Origin of the sequence: Sphaerotilus microaerophilus, from assembly GCF_023734135.1 — a bacterium.
Lineage (GTDB): Bacteria > Pseudomonadota > Gammaproteobacteria > Burkholderiales > Burkholderiaceae_C > Sphaerotilus > Sphaerotilus microaerophilus.
In genome coordinates, this window is record NZ_AP025730.1 from 1,661,808 (window position 1) to 1,680,112 (window position 18,305).

The 18,305-nt window shown below is 69.7% G+C and carries 17 protein-coding genes; 3 read left to right on the top strand and 14 right to left on the bottom strand.

The window, feature by feature from the left end; genetic code table 11:
• Positions 1-7 precede the first annotated feature (7 nt).
• The 3 genes from NGK70_RS07370 to uvrB form a co-directional block, all read right to left on the bottom strand.
• On the bottom strand, positions 8-541 hold the full coding sequence (locus tag NGK70_RS07370) for an Rrf2 family transcriptional regulator (RefSeq protein WP_251972609.1): 534 nt from the start codon (positions 539-541) through the stop codon (positions 8-10).
• A 140-nt stretch (positions 542-681) separates the two neighbouring features.
• The gene (locus NGK70_RS07375) at positions 682-1,218 is read right to left on the bottom strand and encodes a low molecular weight protein-tyrosine-phosphatase (protein ID WP_251972610.1); all 537 of its coding nucleotides are present in this window, start codon (positions 1,216-1,218) and stop codon (positions 682-684) included.
• Positions 1,215-3,410: an excinuclease ABC subunit UvrB gene (gene uvrB / locus NGK70_RS07380; RefSeq protein ID WP_251972611.1), complete on the bottom strand. Its 2,196-nt coding sequence runs from the start codon at positions 3,408-3,410 to the stop codon at positions 1,215-1,217. The genes NGK70_RS07375 and uvrB overlap by 4 nt, the downstream gene beginning before the upstream one ends.
• Positions 3,411-3,521: 111 nt before the next feature.
• Between uvrB and NGK70_RS07385 the strand changes: the two genes are divergently transcribed.
• Together NGK70_RS07385 and NGK70_RS07390 are read left to right on the top strand one after the other, a co-directional pair.
• Positions 3,522-4,718, top strand: a complete 1,197-nt coding sequence (locus NGK70_RS07385; protein ID WP_251972612.1) for an amino acid aminotransferase — start codon at positions 3,522-3,524, stop codon at positions 4,716-4,718.
• Between the two features lie 22 nt (positions 4,719-4,740).
• Positions 4,741-5,262 (top strand): pyridoxamine 5'-phosphate oxidase family protein, encoded by a 522-nt coding sequence (locus tag NGK70_RS07390; RefSeq protein ID WP_251972613.1) that lies wholly within the window; start codon positions 4,741-4,743, stop codon positions 5,260-5,262.
• A 48-nt stretch (positions 5,263-5,310) separates the two neighbouring features.
• On the opposite strand, the gene NGK70_RS07395 is transcribed toward NGK70_RS07390, so the two are convergent.
• From NGK70_RS07395 to NGK70_RS26440, 4 genes are all read right to left on the bottom strand, one after another.
• Positions 5,311-6,081: a ParA family protein gene (locus NGK70_RS07395; RefSeq protein ID WP_251972614.1), complete on the bottom strand. Its 771-nt coding sequence runs from the start codon at positions 6,079-6,081 to the stop codon at positions 5,311-5,313.
• Positions 6,082-6,188: 107 nt separating this feature from the next.
• A complete protein-coding gene (locus NGK70_RS07400; protein WP_251972615.1) occupies positions 6,189-7,457 on the bottom strand; it encodes an MFS transporter in 1,269 nt (422 codons plus the stop codon).
• On the bottom strand, positions 7,438-8,157 hold the full coding sequence (locus NGK70_RS07405) for an urease accessory protein UreE (RefSeq protein ID WP_251972616.1): 720 nt from the start codon (positions 8,155-8,157) through the stop codon (positions 7,438-7,440). Before NGK70_RS07405 ends, NGK70_RS07400 begins: the two co-directional genes overlap by 20 nt.
• Before the next feature lie 53 nt (positions 8,158-8,210).
• Positions 8,211-10,121, bottom strand: coding sequence for a GGDEF domain-containing phosphodiesterase (locus NGK70_RS26440; protein WP_310742585.1), 1,911 nt, complete (start codon positions 10,119-10,121; stop codon positions 8,211-8,213).
• Between the two features lie 355 nt (positions 10,122-10,476).
• Between NGK70_RS26440 and NGK70_RS07415 the strand changes: the two genes are divergently transcribed.
• A complete protein-coding gene (locus NGK70_RS07415; RefSeq protein WP_251972617.1) occupies positions 10,477-11,214 on the top strand; it encodes an SDR family oxidoreductase in 738 nt (245 codons plus the stop codon).
• 15 nt (positions 11,215-11,229) lie between these two features.
• Here the strand turns inward: NGK70_RS07415 and NGK70_RS07420 are convergent, their stop codons facing one another.
• The 7 genes from NGK70_RS07420 to NGK70_RS07450 form a co-directional block, all read right to left on the bottom strand.
• Complete coding sequence (locus tag NGK70_RS07420; RefSeq protein ID WP_251972618.1) at positions 11,230-12,660, bottom strand: TRAFs-binding domain-containing protein; 1,431 nt, start codon at positions 12,658-12,660, stop codon at positions 11,230-11,232.
• Positions 12,661-12,886: 226 nt separating this feature from the next.
• Positions 12,887-13,852: a caspase family protein gene (locus NGK70_RS07425; protein WP_251972619.1), complete on the bottom strand. Its 966-nt coding sequence runs from the start codon at positions 13,850-13,852 to the stop codon at positions 12,887-12,889.
• Positions 13,853-14,246: 394 nt separating this feature from the next.
• Positions 14,247-14,852: a recombinase family protein gene (locus tag NGK70_RS07430; RefSeq protein ID WP_251972620.1), complete on the bottom strand. Its 606-nt coding sequence runs from the start codon at positions 14,850-14,852 to the stop codon at positions 14,247-14,249.
• Between the two features lie 526 nt (positions 14,853-15,378).
• Positions 15,379-15,687, bottom strand: coding sequence for an addiction module antidote protein (locus NGK70_RS07435; protein ID WP_251972621.1), 309 nt, complete (start codon positions 15,685-15,687; stop codon positions 15,379-15,381).
• 3 nt (positions 15,688-15,690) lie between these two features.
• Complete coding sequence (locus NGK70_RS07440; RefSeq protein WP_251972622.1) at positions 15,691-15,987, bottom strand: type II toxin-antitoxin system RelE/ParE family toxin; 297 nt, start codon at positions 15,985-15,987, stop codon at positions 15,691-15,693.
• Positions 15,988-16,100: 113 nt separating this feature from the next.
• Positions 16,101-16,460 (bottom strand): hypothetical protein, encoded by a 360-nt coding sequence (locus NGK70_RS07445; protein ID WP_251972623.1) that lies wholly within the window; start codon positions 16,458-16,460, stop codon positions 16,101-16,103.
• Positions 16,451-18,241, bottom strand: a complete 1,791-nt coding sequence (locus tag NGK70_RS07450; protein ID WP_251972624.1) for a DUF927 domain-containing protein — start codon at positions 18,239-18,241, stop codon at positions 16,451-16,453. The genes NGK70_RS07445 and NGK70_RS07450 overlap by 10 nt, the downstream gene beginning before the upstream one ends.
• Positions 18,242-18,305: the final 64 nt, after the last annotated feature.

The following is an 18,305-nucleotide window of genomic DNA, read 5'->3' on the forward strand; positions in this document are numbered from 1 at the left end:
GGGCGGCTTACTTGGTCAGCGTGCCGGCCAGGGCGAACACCGAGTTCGGTGCCGTCACCTTGATCGGCTTGACCACCGGCTGGGAGGAGATGGCCCGCTTGATGGGCGTGTCCTCCACCGAGACGCCGCGTGAGAGCTGGTCGTCGACCAGGCTCTTCAGCGAGATCGAGTTCAGGTACTCCAGCATCTTCGCGTTCAGACTGGACCACAGGTCGTGCGTCATGCAGCGCCCGGCCTCTTCGCCCATGCAGTTCTCGCCGCCGCCGCAGCCGGTGGCGTCGATCGCCTCATCCACGGCGACGATGATGTCCGCCACGGTGATGTCCTCGGCCTTGCGGCCCAGCGAGTAGCCGCCGCCGGGGCCGCGGGTGCTCTCCACCAGCTCCTGGCGGCGCAGCTTGCCGAACAGCTGTTCCAGGTAGGACAGCGAAATCTGCTGACGCGCGCTGATCGCGGCCAGCGCCACCGGGCCGCTGTGCTCGCGCAGCGCCAGGTCGATCATCGCGGTGACGGCGAAACGCCCCTTGGTGGTCAGTCTCATGGCATCGAACTCCTGTGATCGGGAGGGAAGCGCGTTCAGGGTGGCCGCGCTCCGGGCTCCGTGTCGGGTGGACCCTCGCCTCTTTCCCGAGTGATTTGGTCAATTATAGGGCAACTCCCTGGACCGTGCAGGCTGCCTGCCTAGCGGCTGTTTCCAGGGGTGCCATTGACGCTGCGCAAATGCTCGACGAGTCCGTCGCAGGCCGACTCGATCAGGTCCAGCACCCGCTCGAAGCCGGCCGACCCGCCGTAGTAGGGGTCGGGCACCTCGCGCAGGCTCAGTTGCGGCGCGAAGGTCATCAACAGGCGCAGGCGATGGTGGGCCTCGGCCGGGGCCGTCTCGCGCAGGTGGGCCAGGTTGTCCGCGTCCATCGCCAGCAGCAGGTCGAAGCGCTCGAAGTCCGCCGACTCGATGCGGCGCGCTCGCAGCCCGGTGAGGTCGTAGCCGCGCCGCGCCGCGTGCGCGATGCTGCGCTCGTCGGGCGGGTTGCGCGTGTGCCAGGCATGGGTGCCGGCGGAATCGATCTCGACCTGCGCGGCCAGGCCCGCGCGTGCGACGCGGTGGCGCAGCACCGCCTCGGCGGTGGGTGAGCGGCAGATGTTGCCCATGCAGACCATCAGAACCCGGGTGCGGGTCAGCTGGCTGGCGTTGGCGTCGTTGCCGGTGCTGGTGCTCATGCAGCGCTCCTGGGCACGAGGGTGGAGACGTTGTCCGCGCCGCTGGCGCCGAAGGCCTGTTCGCGCAGCAGGGCGAGTTGGTCGCGCACGCGAGCAGCCTTTTCGAATTCCAGGTTCTTGGCGTGTTCGAGCATCTGCTTCTCGAGCTGCTTGATGCGCTTGCCGAGGTCCTTCTCGGACAGTGCTTCGACCTCGGCGGCGGCTTCGAGTTGCTTCAATTCATCCTTGCCGGACTTCTCGCTGTAGACACCGTCGATCAGGTCCTTGATCTGCTTGCGGATGCCACGCGGCACGATGCCGTGCGCGGCGTTGTGGGCAATCTGTTTCTCGCGGCGGCGCCCAGTTTCGTCGATGGCGCGGCGCATCGAGTCGGTGATCCGGTCGGCGTAGAGGATGGCGCGGCCATTGACGTTGCGTGCCGCCCGGCCGATGGTCTGGATCAGGCTGCGCTCGGCGCGCAGGAAGCCTTCCTTGTCGGCGTCCAGGATGGCCACCAAGGACACCTCGGGGATGTCCAGCCCCTCGCGCAGCAGGTTGATGCCCACCAGCACGTCAAACGTCCCCAGGCGCAGGTCGCGCAGGATCTCCACGCGCTCCACGGTGTCGATGTCCGAGTGCAGGTAGCGCACCTTGACGCCGTTGTCGGCCAGGTAGTCGGTCAGCTGCTCGGCCATCCGCTTGGTCAGCGTGGTGATGAGCACCCGCTCGCCGATCTCCACGCGCAGGCGGATCTCGCCGAGCACGTCGTCCACCTGGTGGGTGGCCGGGCGCACCTCGACCTCGGGGTCGACCAGCCCGGTGGGCCGCACCAGCTGCTCGACCACCTGGCCGGCGTGGTTCTTCTCGTAATCGGCCGGCGTGGCCGAGACGAAGATGGCCTGGCGCATCTTGGTCTCGAACTCCTCGAAGCGCAGCGGCCGGTTGTCCATCGCGCTGGGCAGGCGAAAGCCAAACTCCACCAGCGTGGTCTTGCGCGCGCGGTCGCCGTTGTACATGCCGCCGAGCTGGCCGATCATCACGTGGCTCTCGTCCAGGAACATCAGCGCGTCGGGCGGCAGGTAGTCCACCAGCGTCGGTGGCGGGTCGCCCGGCTTGGCGCCCGAAAGGTGGCGGCTGTAGTTTTCGATGCCCTTGCAGTGGCCGACTTCCTGCAGCATCTCCAGGTCGAAGCGGGTGCGCTGCTCGATGCGCTGCGCCTCCACCAGCTTGCCCTGGCTGACGAACTCGGCGGTGCGCGTGCGCAGCTCCTCCTTGATGCCGTCGATGGCGGCCAGCACGCGCTCGCGCGGCGTCACGTAGTGGCTCGACGGGTAGATCGTGAAGCGCGGGATCTTCTGGCGGATGCGCCCGGTCAGCGGGTCCAGCAGCTGCAGCGACTCCACCTCGTCGTCGAACAGCTCGATGCGGATCGCCAGCTCCGAGTGCTCGGCCGGGAAGACGTCGATCGTGTCGCCGCGCACGCGGAAGGTGCCGCGCGAGAAGTCGGTCTCGTTGCGCGTGTACTGCATGCGGATGAGCTGGGCGATCACATCGCGCTGGCCGATCTGGTCGCCCACCCGCACGATGAAGCGCATCTGCGTGTAGTCCTCGGGCTTGCCGATGCCGTAGATCGCGCTCACCGTGGCGACGATGACGGTGTCGCGCCGCTCCAGCACGCTCTTGGTGGCGGACAGCCGCATCTGCTCGATGTGCTCGTTGATCGACGAGTCCTTCTCGATGAACAGGTCGCGCTGCGGCACGTAGGCCTCGGGCTGGTAGTAGTCGTAGTAGCTGACGAAGTACTCGACCGCGTTCTTCGGAAAGAACTCGCGGAACTCGCTGTACAGCTGCGCGGCCAGCGTCTTGTTGGGCGCGAAGACGATCGCCGGGCGGCCCAGCCGGGCGATCACGTTGGCCATCGTGAAGGTCTTGCCCGAGCCGGTCACGCCCAGCAGGGTCTGGTAGCTCAGGCCGTCGTGCACGCCCTCGACGAGCTGCTCGATCGCGGCGGGCTGGTCGCCCGCGGGCGGGTAGGGCTGGAAGAGCTGGAAGGGCGAATCCGGGTAGCTGACAAAGGTCCCAGCAGGTGCCTCGGCCGCCCCGACCGCCGCAGGTGCGGCACCGGCCTCGGCGGCGCTGCTGCCCGCTCCGGTCACCACATCCTCCCCCGGTCTGCCGCCCGGGCGGACCCTGCTCACCTTCTGTTTCGCCATGCCCACATCCGATGGCCCGTAAAATTCGGGCAATCGCACAGGTTACCTCAGGGGGCCTGCGGTTTCCAGCGCGCCCCCGCCGCTTCCTCCACCGACACGTCGAGTTCCTCCATGTCCCTCTTTTCCGCCGTCGAGATGGCTCCGCGCGACCCGATCCTGGGTCTGAACGAGCAATTTGCTGCCGACACCAACCCGGCCAAGGTCAACCTCGGCGTGGGCGTGTACTACGACGACAACGGCAAGCTGCCGCTGCTGAAGTGCGTGCTGGCCGCCGAGCAGCAGATGATCGCCACGCCGGCGGCGCGCGGTTACCTGCCGATCGACGGCATCGCCGCCTACGACCGTGCCGTGCAGGGTCTGGTCTTTGGCGCCGACAGCGAGATCCTGCGCGCCGGCCGCGTGGCCACCGTGCAGGCCCTGGGCGGCACCGGCGGCCTGAAGGTGGGCGCCGACTTCCTGAAGAAGGTCAACCCGACGGCCAAGGTGCTGATCTCCGACCCGAGCTGGGAGAACCACCGCGCACTGTTCACCAACGCCGGCTTCGAGGTGGGCACCTACGCCTACTACGACGCGCAGAAGCTGGGCGTGAACTTCGACGGCATGCTGGCCGACCTGAAGGCCGCCGCCCCCGGCACCGTCGTGGTGCTGCACGCCTGCTGCCACAACCCCACCGGCTACGACATCACCCCGGCGCAGTGGGCCCAGGTGGTCGAGGCCGTCAAGGCCGGCAACCTCGTCGCCTTCCTCGACATGGCCTACCAGGGCTTCGGTGACGGCATCGCCGAAGATGGCGCCGTGATCCAGCAGTTCGTCGACGCAGGCCTGGACTTCTTCGTCTCCACCTCTTTCTCGAAGAGCTTCTCGCTCTACGGCGAGCGCGTGGGCGCCCTGTCGGTGGTCTGTGTGGACAAGGAAGAAACCGCGCGCGTGCTGTCGCAGCTGAAGATCGTCATCCGCACCAACTACTCCAACCCGCCGACGCACGGCGCCCAGGTGGTGGCCAAGGTGCTGGGCACGCCCGAGCTGCGCCAACAGTGGGAAGACGAGCTGGCCGGCATGCGTGTGCGCATCAAGGCCATGCGCTCGGCGCTGGAGACCAAGCTGAAGGAAGCCGGCGTGACCCGCGACCTGAGCTTCATCACCCGCCAGCGCGGCATGTTCAGCTTCTCCGGCCTGAACAAGGACCAGATGGTGCGCCTGCGCAGCGAGTTCGGCGTCTACGGCGTCGACTCCGGCCGCATCTGCGTGGCCGCGCTCAACAGCAAGAACATCGACTACGTCGCCAAGGCCATCGCCGCGGTGAGCTGAGCCAGGCCGGATCCGTGCCGCCATGCACCTCTCGCGCCTGGATGAACAGCTCGTTCGCCTGCTGCGCGAGCGGCCGGTGGCGGCGCTGGCCTGCCTGGACGACGACGGCGCGCCCGCGCTGTCGATGGTGCCCTTCGCCGTGGATGCGGCGCAGCAGGGTGCCGCAGGCGCCCTGATCCTGCACGTCAGTGGGCTGGCTGCGCACACGCGGCAGATGGCCCGCGATGCGCGGGTCAGCCTGCTGGTGGTCGATCGGGATGGATCGGCCGAGATGCCCCAGGCGCTGCAACGCGCTGCGATCCAGGCCACCGCGGCCTTCGTCGAGCCCGGCAGCCCTGCGCATGCGCATTGCGAGGCGCTCTACCTCGCCCGCCACCCCCAGGCGGCGCTGATGACGCAGCTGCCGGACTTCCGCTTCGTACGGCTGCGGCCGAGCGTGCTGCGCCACGTGGCCGGCTTCGGTGCGGCGCGCAGCGTGGACGGCGAGTTGCTGGCGAACGTGCTGCGTGCCGCCGCAGCAGCATTGGCACCACCAGCGGACTGAGCTGCGGCGCTTGGCTGGCAGCGACCTGCCGGCCTCGTCGGGCGTGCTTCAGCCGCCCAAGGCGTCGTGCAGCGCCACGAATTCCTGCGCCAGCTTGTGCCGCGGGTCCAGGTGGACCATCGGCAGGGCGCGCTCGTGGCTTTCCTTGATCTTCACCGAGGCGCTCAGGTAGGGCTGCAGCACCGGCATGCCTTCCTCGATGAGCTCGGCCACCACCTTCTGCGGCAGGCTGGCGCGGGGCTGGAACTGGTTGACGACGATGCCCTCGACCTGCAGCGCCGGGTTGTGGTCGGCGCGGATCTCCTGCAGGTTCTCCATCAGGGTATAGAGCGCGCGGCGCGAGAAATCGTCGCAGTCAAAGGGGATCAGGCAGCGCTCGGCGGCGATCAGCGCGCTGCGGGTGTAGAAGTTCAGCGCGGGCGGGGTGTCGATCCAGATCGCGTCGTAGTCCTTGGCCAGGCTCTCCAGCGCCTCGCGCAGCTTGTAGATCTTGTAGCGCGACTCCAGCTTGCCGTGCAGCTCGTCCAGCGCGGGGCTGGAGGGCATCAGGTGCAGGCGCTCGAAGGGCGTCTCGTAGATGAACTCGCCGGCCTGCTTGGGGCTGAAGCTGAAGCCCAGGGTCTGCTGGAAGAAGTCGGCGACGGTGCCGCCGTCCACGCTGTCGGTGCCCTCGCCGAGGAGGTAGCGCGTCGAGTTGCCCTGTACGTCCAGGTCCAGCACCAGGGTGCGCAGGCCCTGCTGGGCGCTTACGGCGGCGAGGTTGCAGGTGATGGTCGACTTGCCGACCCCGCCCTTCTGGTTGAACACGACACGGCGCATGGCAAGGACCTTTCAGCGGGCGCTGAGTGGAGAGGTAGAAGGGCACAATTGTGCCTAATCTTTGTTGCGCTGCACCAAAAAAGCGGGTCGTGGTCCCCCGTCGTGGGTCAGGGGGCGAGCAGCCGGTCGCGCTGCCACAGGCCGGGGAAGAGCCGGATCCAGGCGATCGCCACCCCCAGCACGCCCACGCCGCCGAGCAGCACCGAGCCGACCGGGCCGAGCCAGGCGGCGGTGGCGCCGGACTCGAACTCGCCGAGCTGGTTGCTTGCGCCGATGAAGATGCCATTGACGGCGCTGACCCGGCCACGCATGTCGTCAGGCGTTTCGAGCTGGACGAGGGTCTGGCGGATCACGACGCTGACCATGTCGGCGCTGCCGGACACGAACAGGGCCGCGGAGGACAGCCACACCGAGGTCGAGGCGCCGAACACCAGCATGCACAGCCCGTAGACCGCCACCGAGGCGATCAGCCGGTGGCCGACGCGGCGCGCCAGCGGGTGCCGCGCCAGCCAGACCGACATGGTCAGCGCGCCCACCGCCGGGGCGGCTCGCAGCAGGCCCAGCACCCAGGGCTCGGCATGCAGGATGTCCTTCACGAACATCGGCAGCAGCGCGGTGGCGCCGCCCAACAGCACGGCAAACAGGTCCAGCGAGATCGCGCCGAGCAGGGTCGGGCGCTGCCACAGGAAGCGCACCCCCGCCAGCACGGTGGCCCAGCTGGCCGCGGCGCTGCTGGGCGGCGGGGCGGTGTAGCGCACGCTGCCCATCAGCAGCGTCCCGGCGACGAAGCCCAGGGTGCCCAGGGCGTAGACCCAGTGGATGCCGGCGGCGAACAGCAGCCCGGCCAGCGCCGGTCCGCCGATGATGGCCACCTGCATGCCGCTGGCGTTGAAGGCCAGGGCCCGCGGCAGCAGCGCCGGCCGGACCAGCAGCGGCGTGAGCGACTGCGAGGCCGGCAACTGGAAGGCCCGGGCCATCCCCAGCAGCACCGACAGCAGCAGGATCAGCTCGCGGCTGGCCCAGCCGCCCAGCGTGGCAGCCAGCAGCACGGCGGCCACGGCCAACTGGGCCCCGTTGCTGCCCATCACGATGCGGCCGCGGTGGTGGCGATCGGCGACATGCCCGGCCGGCAGGGTCAGCACCAGCGCCGGCAGGAACTGCGCTAGGCCGACCAGGCCGAGGTCCCAGGCGCGGCCGGTGAGGTCGTACATCTGCCAGCCCAGTGCGACCATCACCATTTGCGCGGCCAGCTGGGCCACCAGCCGCGAGGCCCAGAAGCGCAGGTAGCTGCGCTGCGTCAGCAGGGCGGCAAAGCTGCCGGCGGTATCACCACCCTGGTCGCCCTGGCCACCGTGGTCACCGGCCGGTGTGGTCATGCCCGCAGCCCGGTCCGTGCACATGTGGCACGGCCGCGCCGGTCACGGCCACGCCCACCGGGCGGCCGCGGGGGGGTGCTGCTACCGCTGCTGCCACCGCCGCCGTGGGGTGCGTGTGGCCGGGCGCACCGTGGCCCGCATGGCTGTGGTGGTCATGGTGGCGGTGTTGGTGGTGATCGTGCCCGTGGCTGCAATGCGGTCCGTGCACATGTGCGGCAGCGGGCGGCGGCGCGGTGGCGGGCGCGGCGTCGGTCAACAGGGTCAAGTCGGGCTCAAAGGGGGCGACCGCCTCCTGCACGACCAGGTGCTGGTGGCGCAGGCGACCGGCCAGCGCGGCATCCGGGGCGATCAGCAGCCGGTCCAGTTGCACCATCGCCGCCACCTGCAACCTGCCCAGGGCGTGGGCGGCACGCAGCAGGTCGGCGGGCGAGCCGTGCGTCGGGCAGGCCTGCACCGCCAGCACCGGTTCGGGTGCAGCGACGACGCGCACCAGGCTGCCATCCTCAGCGATCAGCACATCGCCGTCGCGCAGCCGGCTGCCTGGCGGCAGTGCCACGTGCAGCGGCCGGCCGCTGCTGTCGGTGGCGTCGAGCGGGCTGGCGCCGCGGCGGGCCCAGTCGAGTTCGACGCTGGGCGCACGTTTGAGCAGCACGGCGGCCAGGCCCTGGCCGCGCGGCAGGATTTTGGTGACGGAAAGCATCGGCCGATTGTCGCCGCGCCCGCCGTCCGAGGGGGCTGCGGGGTCGCGCTGCGTCAAGCGTGGGGGGCGCCCGCGTCCAGCAGGATGTCCAGGGCCGCCCTGCCTCCGGGCGTGTCGGCGTGCTGCCAGGCCAGCGGCCGCTGGCGTGCCGCGGCCCACCAGCTGCGCACCTGGCGCGCCGCCATCGGGGCGGCGCAGACCCGGCCCTGCAGGCCGTCCACGCCCAGCTCATGCAGGGCGGCGAGGTCGGCGCCGTCTTCCACGCCCTTGACCACCACGCGCGCGCCCAGCCCGTGTGCCAGGGCCACTGCCGCGCCGAGGATGGCGCGCAGGTGCTCTGGCCGGGTGGCGCGGGCATCCTGGCGCAGTGCGGCGAGGTCGATCTTGATCTGCGCGATCTCGCCCAGCTCCGTCACCGCGAGGAAGGAGGTCAGGCCGTTGCCGAAGTCATCCACCGCCAGCTTCACGCCCAGCGCCGTCAGCTCGGCCAGCACCTGCACATCGGCATCGGCGTGCTGCATCAGCGCCGGGGCCGACACCTCCAGCGTCAGCCGTTGCGCCGGGCAGTCGTGCCGCTCCAGGGCGTTGCGCAGGCGGGTCGGCCAGTCGCGGTCGGCCAGCAGCCGCACCGACAGGTTCAGCGCCAGCCCCGCCTCCAGCCCGGCGGTGCGCCAGTGGCGGGCGGCGGCCAGGGCCTGGTCGAGCACCAGGTCGGTCAGCTGGGCGATCAGGCCGTGCTGCTCGGCCACAGCGATGAACTCGCGCGTGGCGACCGGGCCCTGGTCGGGCAGCTGCCAGCGCGCGAGCGCCTCGATCTCGGTGATGCGCCCGCTGGTCAGGTCGACCACCGGCTGCAGGGCGATGCCCAGCTCGCGCCGCTCCAGCGCCTGGACCAGCAGCGGGGCCAGCGCCTCGCCCTGCAACGGCATCGTCAGTGCGCCGCCGTCACCCTGGCTGTTGTGCAGGGCGCGGCTGTAGCGCGGGTCGTAGACCGCGACCACATGCCGGCCGGCCTGGGCCTGTTCGAGGGCGGCGTGGGCGTGCAACATCAGGTTGCGCGCATCGCCGCCGTGCTGCGGGCACAGCACCACGCCGATGGTGATGACGGGCTGGATCGGCCGGCCGGCCACCATCACCGGGCGGGCCAGGTCCTCGGCCAGGCGGTGCGCCAGCCCCATCGATGCAGCCACCGAGTTGTTGCCCAGCATCAGGGCCGCAAAGCTATGACCGCCGATGCGTGCGTAGCTGTCGGATCGCCGCCCCTGGCGCTGCAGGCGCGCCGACACCGCCTCGATCAGCAACGTGCTGGCCGGCTGTGCCGCCGGGGCGGGCTCGCCGGCCTCCAGGCCCATGTCGGCCGTTCCCCCCAGCTCGGCGGGCAGCTCCGCGCCGATCATCAGCAGCGTGAAGGAAACGCCACCGCGCTGCACCGAGATGGTGGCCTGCTCCAGCCGGTCCAGGAAGAGCTCGCGTCGTGGCAGCCCGTGGCGGGCGTCGCGCAGGCCGATCTGGCGCAGCCGGGTGTCGGCGTCGGTCAGCGCCGCCTCCAGTTCGTGGCGGCGCAGCACTCGCATCAGGCTGTCGCCAAAGCGCTCATGGGCCTGCGGGCGCGCCGCTCCGGCGCCAGCGGCGAGCGTGTCTTCGCGGGGCGGGACCAGGAGCAGCGGGATGGGCGCGCTGCCGGGGATGTCGCTGCGCAGGGCCTCCTGCAGGCGGTCTTCCAGGCTGGTGCTGGCGGCTTCGGCCTCGTCGAGCCCGCCCGCGTCGGTGTCGAGGAAGGACATCGGCATCGCGTGCTGGCGCAGCAGTTCAGCGACGGCCGGGCCGTTCAGCCCCTCCAGGGTGCGCGGATCCAGACCGGCAAACGGCGTCGATGCCGCCGCGTTGGTCGGGTCGGATGCAGCCCGGGCCGGGTGGGCGATCGCGTCATCCTCTTCGAGGATGACGATGCGCAGTGTCTTCATCGCAAACGCGCCAGAACGGGCCAAGCCAGTGACTCGGCACAATGCACGGAACGGCGCCCCGGCGCCGTTGTCAGAAGATGCTTTCTGTGTTGAATTTTGCAATTCATGCTAGCACGCCCGTGCACCGCTTTGGACTGCGCACCAGGTCGGCAAGGATTTAGATGGGAAATTATTCCATGTTCCTTGCGCATCCCGTTGCCGAAGCTTCTCGGTCGCCCGATGCTGGCCGATGCCATCCACCTGGACCGTGAACGCCACCATGACCGATTCCCTCCCCCCGCCGCTGCCGTTGCCGCTGCCGCCGTTCCCTCTGTCACCCCTGTCACCCCTGTCGCCCCCGCTGCCTGAGGCCCCCGTGCTGCTTGTCACCGGCGGCAGCCGCGGCATCGGCGCGGCCACGGTCCGCCTGGCCGCACGCCAGGGCTGGGACGTGGCGATCAACTACCTGCATCGCCAGGCCGAGGCCGAACGGCTTGCCGATGAGGTGCGTGCCCTGGGCCGGCGCGCCATGACGGTGGCCGCCGATGTGGGCGATGAATCACAGGTGCTGGCGATGTTCGAAGCGGTGGACCGCGGCCTGGGCCGACTGGGTGGGCTGGTGAACAACGCGGGCGTCGTTGACGTCAACGGCCGGCTCGACGAGATGGACGGTGCCCGCCTGCGCCGCATGGTGACGGTCAACCTGCTCGGCAGCCTGTACTGCGCCCGCGAGGCGGTGCACCGCATGAGCACGCGGCACGGCGGTGCGGGCGGCTCGATCGTCAACCTGTCGTCGGTTGCGGCGCGGCTGGGTTCGCCGGGCACCTATGTCGACTACGCCGCCAGCAAGGCGGCCATTGATACGCTGAGCGTCGGACTGGCGCGCGAGGTGGCCGCCGAAGGGGTGCGGGTCAACGCCGTGCGCCCCGGCATCATCGACACCGAGATCCATGCCAGCGGGGGCCAACCGGACCGCGCCGCGCGGGTGGCCGCCTCGCTGCCGATGCAGCGCGTGGGCACCGCCGATGAGGTGGCGCAGGCCATCGTCTGGCTGCTGGGTTCGGCGGCGAGCTACACCTCGGGCGCGATCCTGGACGTGAGCGGCGCGCGCTGAGCCGCTGGTCGGGTGTCAGCCGCCCGGCGATGCCGGCAGCGCGCTGTCCTGCCGCTCGCGGGGGATGGCGGGCGGGGCAACCGGTGCGATCACCGCGTCGTCTGCGGCTCGATTCGGCGCTGCGCCGATGGGCATGCCGCGCATGCGGGCGCTGGCCAGCAGGTCGCGCAGCTGCGTGGCCTGCCGCTCACGGGTCGTGCGCATCGCCTCCGGCACCGTGATGGTGGTGAGCTGCGCTTCCCACTTCAGCCGGCCGGGCTCGTCGCCCAGGCCCAGGCTGGCCTCCCAGAGCGAGGCCAGCACCCAGTAGCGATCCATTGGGTCGACCTCGCGCAGGCGCTCGGCCTGGTCGGCGCACCAGCGCAGCACCTCGCGGCGCACGCGCGCAGCCAGCGTGTGGTCGGTGATCGCGTTGGCCATGTCGCCGCTGCTGGCGGCCAGTTCGCCCCGCACGTCGAGCATGAAGGCGAGGTTGATGCCGTTGTAGTGGTCCTGCTTCAGGTAGAAGCCGCGTTCGTAGCCCTCGATGCTGGCGTCCAGGTAGGGCGCATGGGCACGGTGCTCCCACAGGCGCTTGTGGATCGCGCCCCAGAGCCCGAGGGTTTGCGGGTCGTTCGTGCTGGCGGGGTTCAACTCGCGCAGCAGCTCCCGTGCAGCGTGCAGGGCCGTCTGGGCGTCGGGCTGCTCGCTCTTGTAGATGGCCAGCGCCAGGCGCTGCGTGATGTCGCTGTCGTGCGGACGCTGGCGGCGCAGCTCCTCCAGCAGGCTGGCGGCCGGGGCGTACAGGCGCTGGTCGACCAGCTGCTGCGCCGTTTCGAGCAACTGCTTCAGGCTGAGATCGCGGCCGGCGGGTTCGGGCACGGCGGCCGTGGCGCCAGTGGTCAGCATTGCTACCGCTCCCCCCGCTCCCCCCGCTTCCAGCGCGGGTGCGCTGCGCGGTGTGGACGCCTGCACCGCCGCGGGTGGCTGCAACTGAGGCAGGTAGGTGTAGACCGGGCTGTCGATGCGCTGGGCCGCGCGCAGCGCCTCGATCTGCCCCTTGAGCGCGCGGCGAAAGCGCCGCGCCTCCTGCGCGCCGACGTCCTTGCCCAGGTGCTCGTAGCTGAGCATCACCGTGTGGCTGGTGTCGAAGGGGTTGCGGAACTGGCTCTCGGCCACGATCAGCGTGCAGTGCGGGCGCAGCGCATAGCGCACCCCCAACTCGAAGGCCGCGTTGATGTTGTAGGTCGACAGGTCCGCGATCACCAGGTCGGCCTCCAGCAGCTGCTGGTACATCGGCACATCGATGACGCCCGAATGCGCGATCTCGTCGCAGCGGATGCACTCCAGCCCCGCATCCTCGACGGCTTCCTTGATCACCGCGTACGAGGCATCCAGGTCGAGCACCCGGCCGTTGCTGTAGTCGGTCTTTTGACCATAACCCTGGATGACGAAGCAGCGCTTCACGGTGGAGTGCCTCCTGGTGCGCCGACGTATCCCCGCCGCCGGCTCAGGAGAAGCTTCGACCCGAACTGAGCGATCTGCAAGTGCCGCCGCAGGTGCAACCGATTGGCGTGGGGACATCGCCGCGCCGCCGCGGCACTCCATCACGCTTGTCGTCCGCCAGCACCGCCAGGGTCAACACGGCAGGAGCAAGGGCGGTCGCCGCTGCCGCTGCTCTTGCACGGACCGATCAGACCTTGAACGGCCGCTGCTTGACGAAGGCCGTCACCGGGCCGAGCGTGAACAGGTTCGGAGACTGGGTCGGCGGCATGCCGGCGCGGATGGTCTGGTGGAACAGCCGGTGGCTGCCCTGGAAGGCGCCCTGGCGCCACACCGCGAGCAGGCGCTCGGTGAAGGCGCCGTTGTGTTCACCGTCCATCGACGTCTGGTTGTCCTGGCAGCCGGAGATCAGGATCACCGCGGGCTTGAACGTTGTCACCACCGCGGTCAGGCGCGAGCTGCCCACGCTCAGGCCAGCAAGCACGGCATCGGGGTCGGCGCTGACGCCGCCGGCCGCGCGCGCCACCTCCTGCTGCAGGCCGTCGTAGAAGGCCTTGTGCTCGCGGTAGGTGCGCCGGGCGATCGCCGGCGGCATCAGGCGCGGGCGCGGCCCGGCTGGCGCGGCACCCGGCACCGCTTCGCGCACCACGCTGCCGCTGTGGCAGCTGTCGGACAGCACCAGGATGCGCACCCCGGCGGCGAAGCGGCTGAGCTCGTAGTACAGCTCGTCGTCGATCAGCTGGCTGTCGAACAGGCACCAGGTTTCATCCTGGCCGTCCGGCTCGTCGGCGTTGATGTCGGTCACCTGACCGCCGTGGCCGGAGTAACTGAGCAGGAACAGGTCGCCCGCCTTCAACGTCTTGGCCGCCTTGCGCAGCGCCGCCAGCACCTTCGCTCGCGTGCCACTGCGGGTCAGCAGCAGGGTGGGCTTGATGCCCTGGGACTTGGCCAGCTCGGCCATGTCCAGCGCGTCGAACTCGCAGGCCGTGAGATCGCCGCTCCAGCCGCCGTAGTGGTCCGGGTCGACTGAGTTCAGGCCGATGTGCAGCGACCAGCCCTTGGGCTGGGTCGCCGTGGCCTTGGGTGCGGCCTCGGCGGCGGCGGCGTTGGTGGCGGCGGCCTGGGTGGTTGGACGGGTGGTCTTGCGGGTGGCCATGCTGGGTCTCCTCCGGGGGGTGAACACGATGGGCGGGCCGGGCGGCGGCGGGGCGGGTGGCCCCGGCCAACCTGTTGCAGGCGACCCCGGCCGCCCCCGGCGAGTAGAGCGGACGCAGGTCGCTCCTGTCCAGCGCGCCTTGTATCCAGTGGTGACGGCGCGGCCCGGCCCGGTCGCGCCGGCTGTTCAGCTGCGTTTCGCGCGTGGAAGCAAAAAGCCCGCCTTCAGCGTGAAGAAGCGGGCTTCGTGGACTTCAGCGGACCTCGACGGGGGGCATCGATGGTCCCTCGACAGGAACGTCAAAACCGCACCAATGCTGGCCTTGCTGGCTTCTGATAACTGCAGTTACTGCATCGGTTACTGCATCCGGCTTGGCACAGGCGGTTGAGTCGGGTCAGCCCTTCGGCTCAAGGTACTGATAGAGCGTCTGGCGCGACACGCTGAACTCACGCGCCAGTGCGGCCCGACCCTTGCCGCCTTGTGCCGCGTCCTTCGCCCGCAGGTCGGCGACCTGTTCAGCGGTCAGCGCAGGCGCCCGGCCGCGGTACTTCCCCGGCTCTTGCTTGGCGATGGCGATGCCCTCCCGCTGGCGTTCCCGGATCAGCGCACGCTCGAACTCAGCGAAGGCCCCAAGCATCGACAGCATCAGGTTGGCCATCGGGCTGGATGCGTCGCCCGTGAAGGTCTGACCTTCCTTCACGAACTCGACGGACACGCCGCGTTCGGTCAGCTCACGCACGATGCGGCGCAGGTCATCGAGGTTGCGCGCCAGGCGGTCCATCGAATGCACCACCAGGCAATCCCCCTGACGCACGAAGGCCAGCGCTTCGGCCAGCGCGGGGCGCTTCGTCGTGCTGCCGCTGGCGTGGTCGGTGAACACACGATCGACTGCCACGCCGTCCAGCTGGCGCGCCGTGTTCTGGTCCACCGTCGACACACGCACGTAACCGACCCGCTGGCCGGTGTTCGCCTTGCTGCTGCCCTTGACCGTCGTTGCCATCGTCTGCCCCTCAAAGTGTCAAGTTGAAGTCTAGACGTTGGCTTGAGTGTGTCAAGAAAAACAATATGCGACCCTAAACAGACACAATGAAGGCGTGAAAAGTGTCAAGGCTTGGTGTCCATTTGAGGTACACCCTAACTTGACACACCGGGCCTTGTAAGGTTCGCCGAACGTCGGTTTGCAGTGCGTTGTGCTTTCGGCTCCCTGTAAATGCACACGGGGGCAACGGGGGCACGGGGGCAAGCGGCGTAAGTCCTTGTCACGCTTGGACTTCTCTGCCCCCGCTGGCTGCCCCCGTCCGCTTTCGTCACGGGGGCAAATTCAGCCTGAAGGCGTCGAAACGGGGTGTTTCGTAAGAAATTAGTCAGCTTGCGACGAAATTGGCACATCGAAGGCGCGTGATGTGAGAACCCGGACAAGGCAGAACACGCGGCAAGACGGCTGTTCGGCCCGGCTCGCACAGCGGGTGCGAAAGTGTCAATCTAGGGTGACCCCACCGCCGGCCGGACCAGCGCGGCCAAGGAGCCTAGGCGGCCACCTGCGCCACCAGCTTGACCCCCAGCGCCTTGCACACCCGTTGAATCGTGTCGAAGCGCGGATGTGCCGTCGGCCGCAGCGCCTTGTAAAGGGCTTCGCGGGTCAGGCCCGCATCGGCCGCGACAGCCGTCATGCCACGGGCGCGGGCAATCGTTCCGAGCGCATCGGCCAGGGCCGCCGGGTCGTCCTCTTCAAGCACGATGGTGAGGTATTCGGCGATCGCCTGATCGCTGTCCAGGTGCTCCGCCATGTCGAACTCTGGCAGGTCAGAAGCCTTGATCGTCTTGGTGTCGCTCATGGGTCAATCCTCAATGTGCCGCGCCAGGGCCTGCGCCGCTGCAATGTCGGCTTGCTGGGTGCTCTTGTCGCCCCCGCCCAGCATCAAGACCAACACGGCGCCGCGCTGAACGTAGTACATGCGCCACCCGGGGCCAAAGGACTCGCGCATCTCGCACACCCCCTCGCCGACAGCCTTCACGTCGCCCAGGTTGCCGCGTTGCACCTTTTCCAGTCGGCGCGCCAGGCGGCGCCGGGTCATGCCGTCCTTCAGGCCGGTCAGCCACTGCATGAACTCGGGGGTTTGCCGGACCGTGTACATGGGCGGACTGTAATCGTTCGTTCTCGTTGGTTCAACGAACGGGCTTGGCGATTCATGACGCGATCCGCGCCGGGCTGCCCGCCGGTGCTGCCCGGTGCCGTGCGGCTTCGCCTTCAGCCCTCCCGGTCTGCCGCAGGCCCCCACCCCGCGAACACCTTCGCCAAGTCGGCACCGGCCGACTCCTTGCGGCAGCGCCAATCGGTCGCCACCAGCCAACGATTCATCGGCCGGCCGGTGCCCGTCTTGCTCGAATTGGCGGCCCGCGTGCCATCAAAGACCAGCTCGCCCGCCCTCCGCATTTCGGACACGGTGCAGCTCACCATGTGCCGATCGGCGGGTGACTTCGGGTGCAGGCCCGGGATCTCGGCCATCACGTCCAGGTAGGTCACAGGCCCGTGAACATGGTTCAGGCGCTCGAAGGCTTCGAGCAGCTGCACCCGCAGCGGGCTTCGAGGCCGGCCCCTCAGTCCCATGACGCCACCACGTCGAACACCGCCGGCAGGATGTGGAACACCGGGGCGTTCCCGATGCCGGGGAGCCGCAGCTTGTGGGTGAGGCGGTCGCGGTCCGTCTTCAGGCAGTCCGCATCCTTCAGCACCTTCGCCACGAACTGCGCATCCAGCCCCTTGCACACCTCGTTTCGGAAGGCTTCGGGGAACACCAGGTATTCGACCAGGTGGGCATCGGCGCTGCGCTCGCCGGCCGGGGCGCGGCTGTCGCAGTACTCATCGGCGCTGTCGTACTTCACCGGCTGGCCGGCCTCATCGATCATGCGTTTGTAGCCGGCGCGCAGCGCGGTGTTCGGCTTGTGATCGTCCATCGCCCGGTGCCACCAGGTGAACAGCGCGTCGCCGTTCTTCTCCAGATAGGCGCGCACCTGGCGCAGGGCTTCGGCCCTCTCACTGCTGCCAAAGCCTGCCGGGCGGGCGCCCACCCAGGCGAGGAAGCAGCGCTTCACGCCCTCGGTCGCTGCGCCTTCGGGCCAGCCGGTCAGCCCCTGCCGCGTGGCCAGCTCGCCCGCTGCAGCGACCAGGGCGAAGCGCCGGCCGACGCGCTTGATCTGCCCGTCCGCCACGTCCGGCACGAAGCGCAGGGCCAGCGCCTCCACATCGGCGCGAAGGTCCTTCGGCCAGGTGTCGGAGTGGGCAACCAGCCATTCCAGCCAGGCCCGCCCGATCGCCCCGTGGGTGGACTCGCACACCCGCGCCAGGTGCTGCGCCAGCGCGGCGCCGCCTTCATGATCGTGCACGGTGTCGAACAACCCGAGCCCCACACCCGCATCGGCCGGCATGTCCACCATGCGCAGCTCTTGCCCGGCACGGATGCGCGTTCCACCTTCGGCCATGTGCTGGGAAAGGGGGATCTCCCCGGCCGACAACCACAGCAGCCGCCAGGACAACCGCGGGCGTGCCCCGCCGTTGCGGCCCGCCCGGGCCTTGCCCTGGCCGTTGGCCAACATGTAGGCCGATGGGCCGGCAACCTTCGGATCCAACTGACCGAGTTCGTCCAGCACCAGCACACCGTCTGAGTGCTGCACGGCCTGGGTTTCCAAACCATTGTCAGTTGCCCTCCATCGCTGCAAATAGTCCTTGCCGCCCCACACCGACGCGGCCACCCGTAGCGCGGTGGTCTTGCCGCAGCTCGAATCCCCCCGCAGGTGGAAGCCGCCCGATTCCATGCCCGGCACCCAGCCCAGCACCGGCCCGGCCAACGCCACCGAGGCCGCGAACAACAGCCGGCTGTTGCCCACGCAGTGCCGGCCGATGCGCTCTTGCCACTGCGCCAGGCTGCCCCGTTGGGTGTAGGCGTCTTCCATGGGCGCTTCGCTGTGGAACATCAGGCGTTCGGCCGGGGCGTTGCCGTCGGCATTTCCGTCGCCACCGTCGGCGGTCAGCGTCTCCCGCGGCAGCACGTAGGCGCGGCCCTGCCAGCCCACGCGGTCGACCAGGCGCACGCGGTCGGCCGGGCGCCGGCTCTGCAGGTACTCGGTGAGCCAGCGGCGCCGGTTGCCGTCGGTTGGGGCGATGAAGCCCATGTCCAGCAGTTCGGCCCGGTAGGCGGCGCCGTCACCGGCCAGCATGGACAGCGGCATCAGCCAGCGGCGCCCCCGGCCGAACTGTGAATCGAAGTCCAGCAGCAGCGCCCCGCCCTTGTCGTGCATGTCGCGCGCCAGGGCCAGCACCTCCAGGCGGTCACACACCCGGCGCGCGCTGCCCGTGGTGCCATCGTCGCCGGCCGGCGGGGTGAACCACACGCCCGAATCGTCGACGCGGAAACGGTCGAACCCGCCCGGCAGGTCGGCCCCGCCGTCGCGCTCG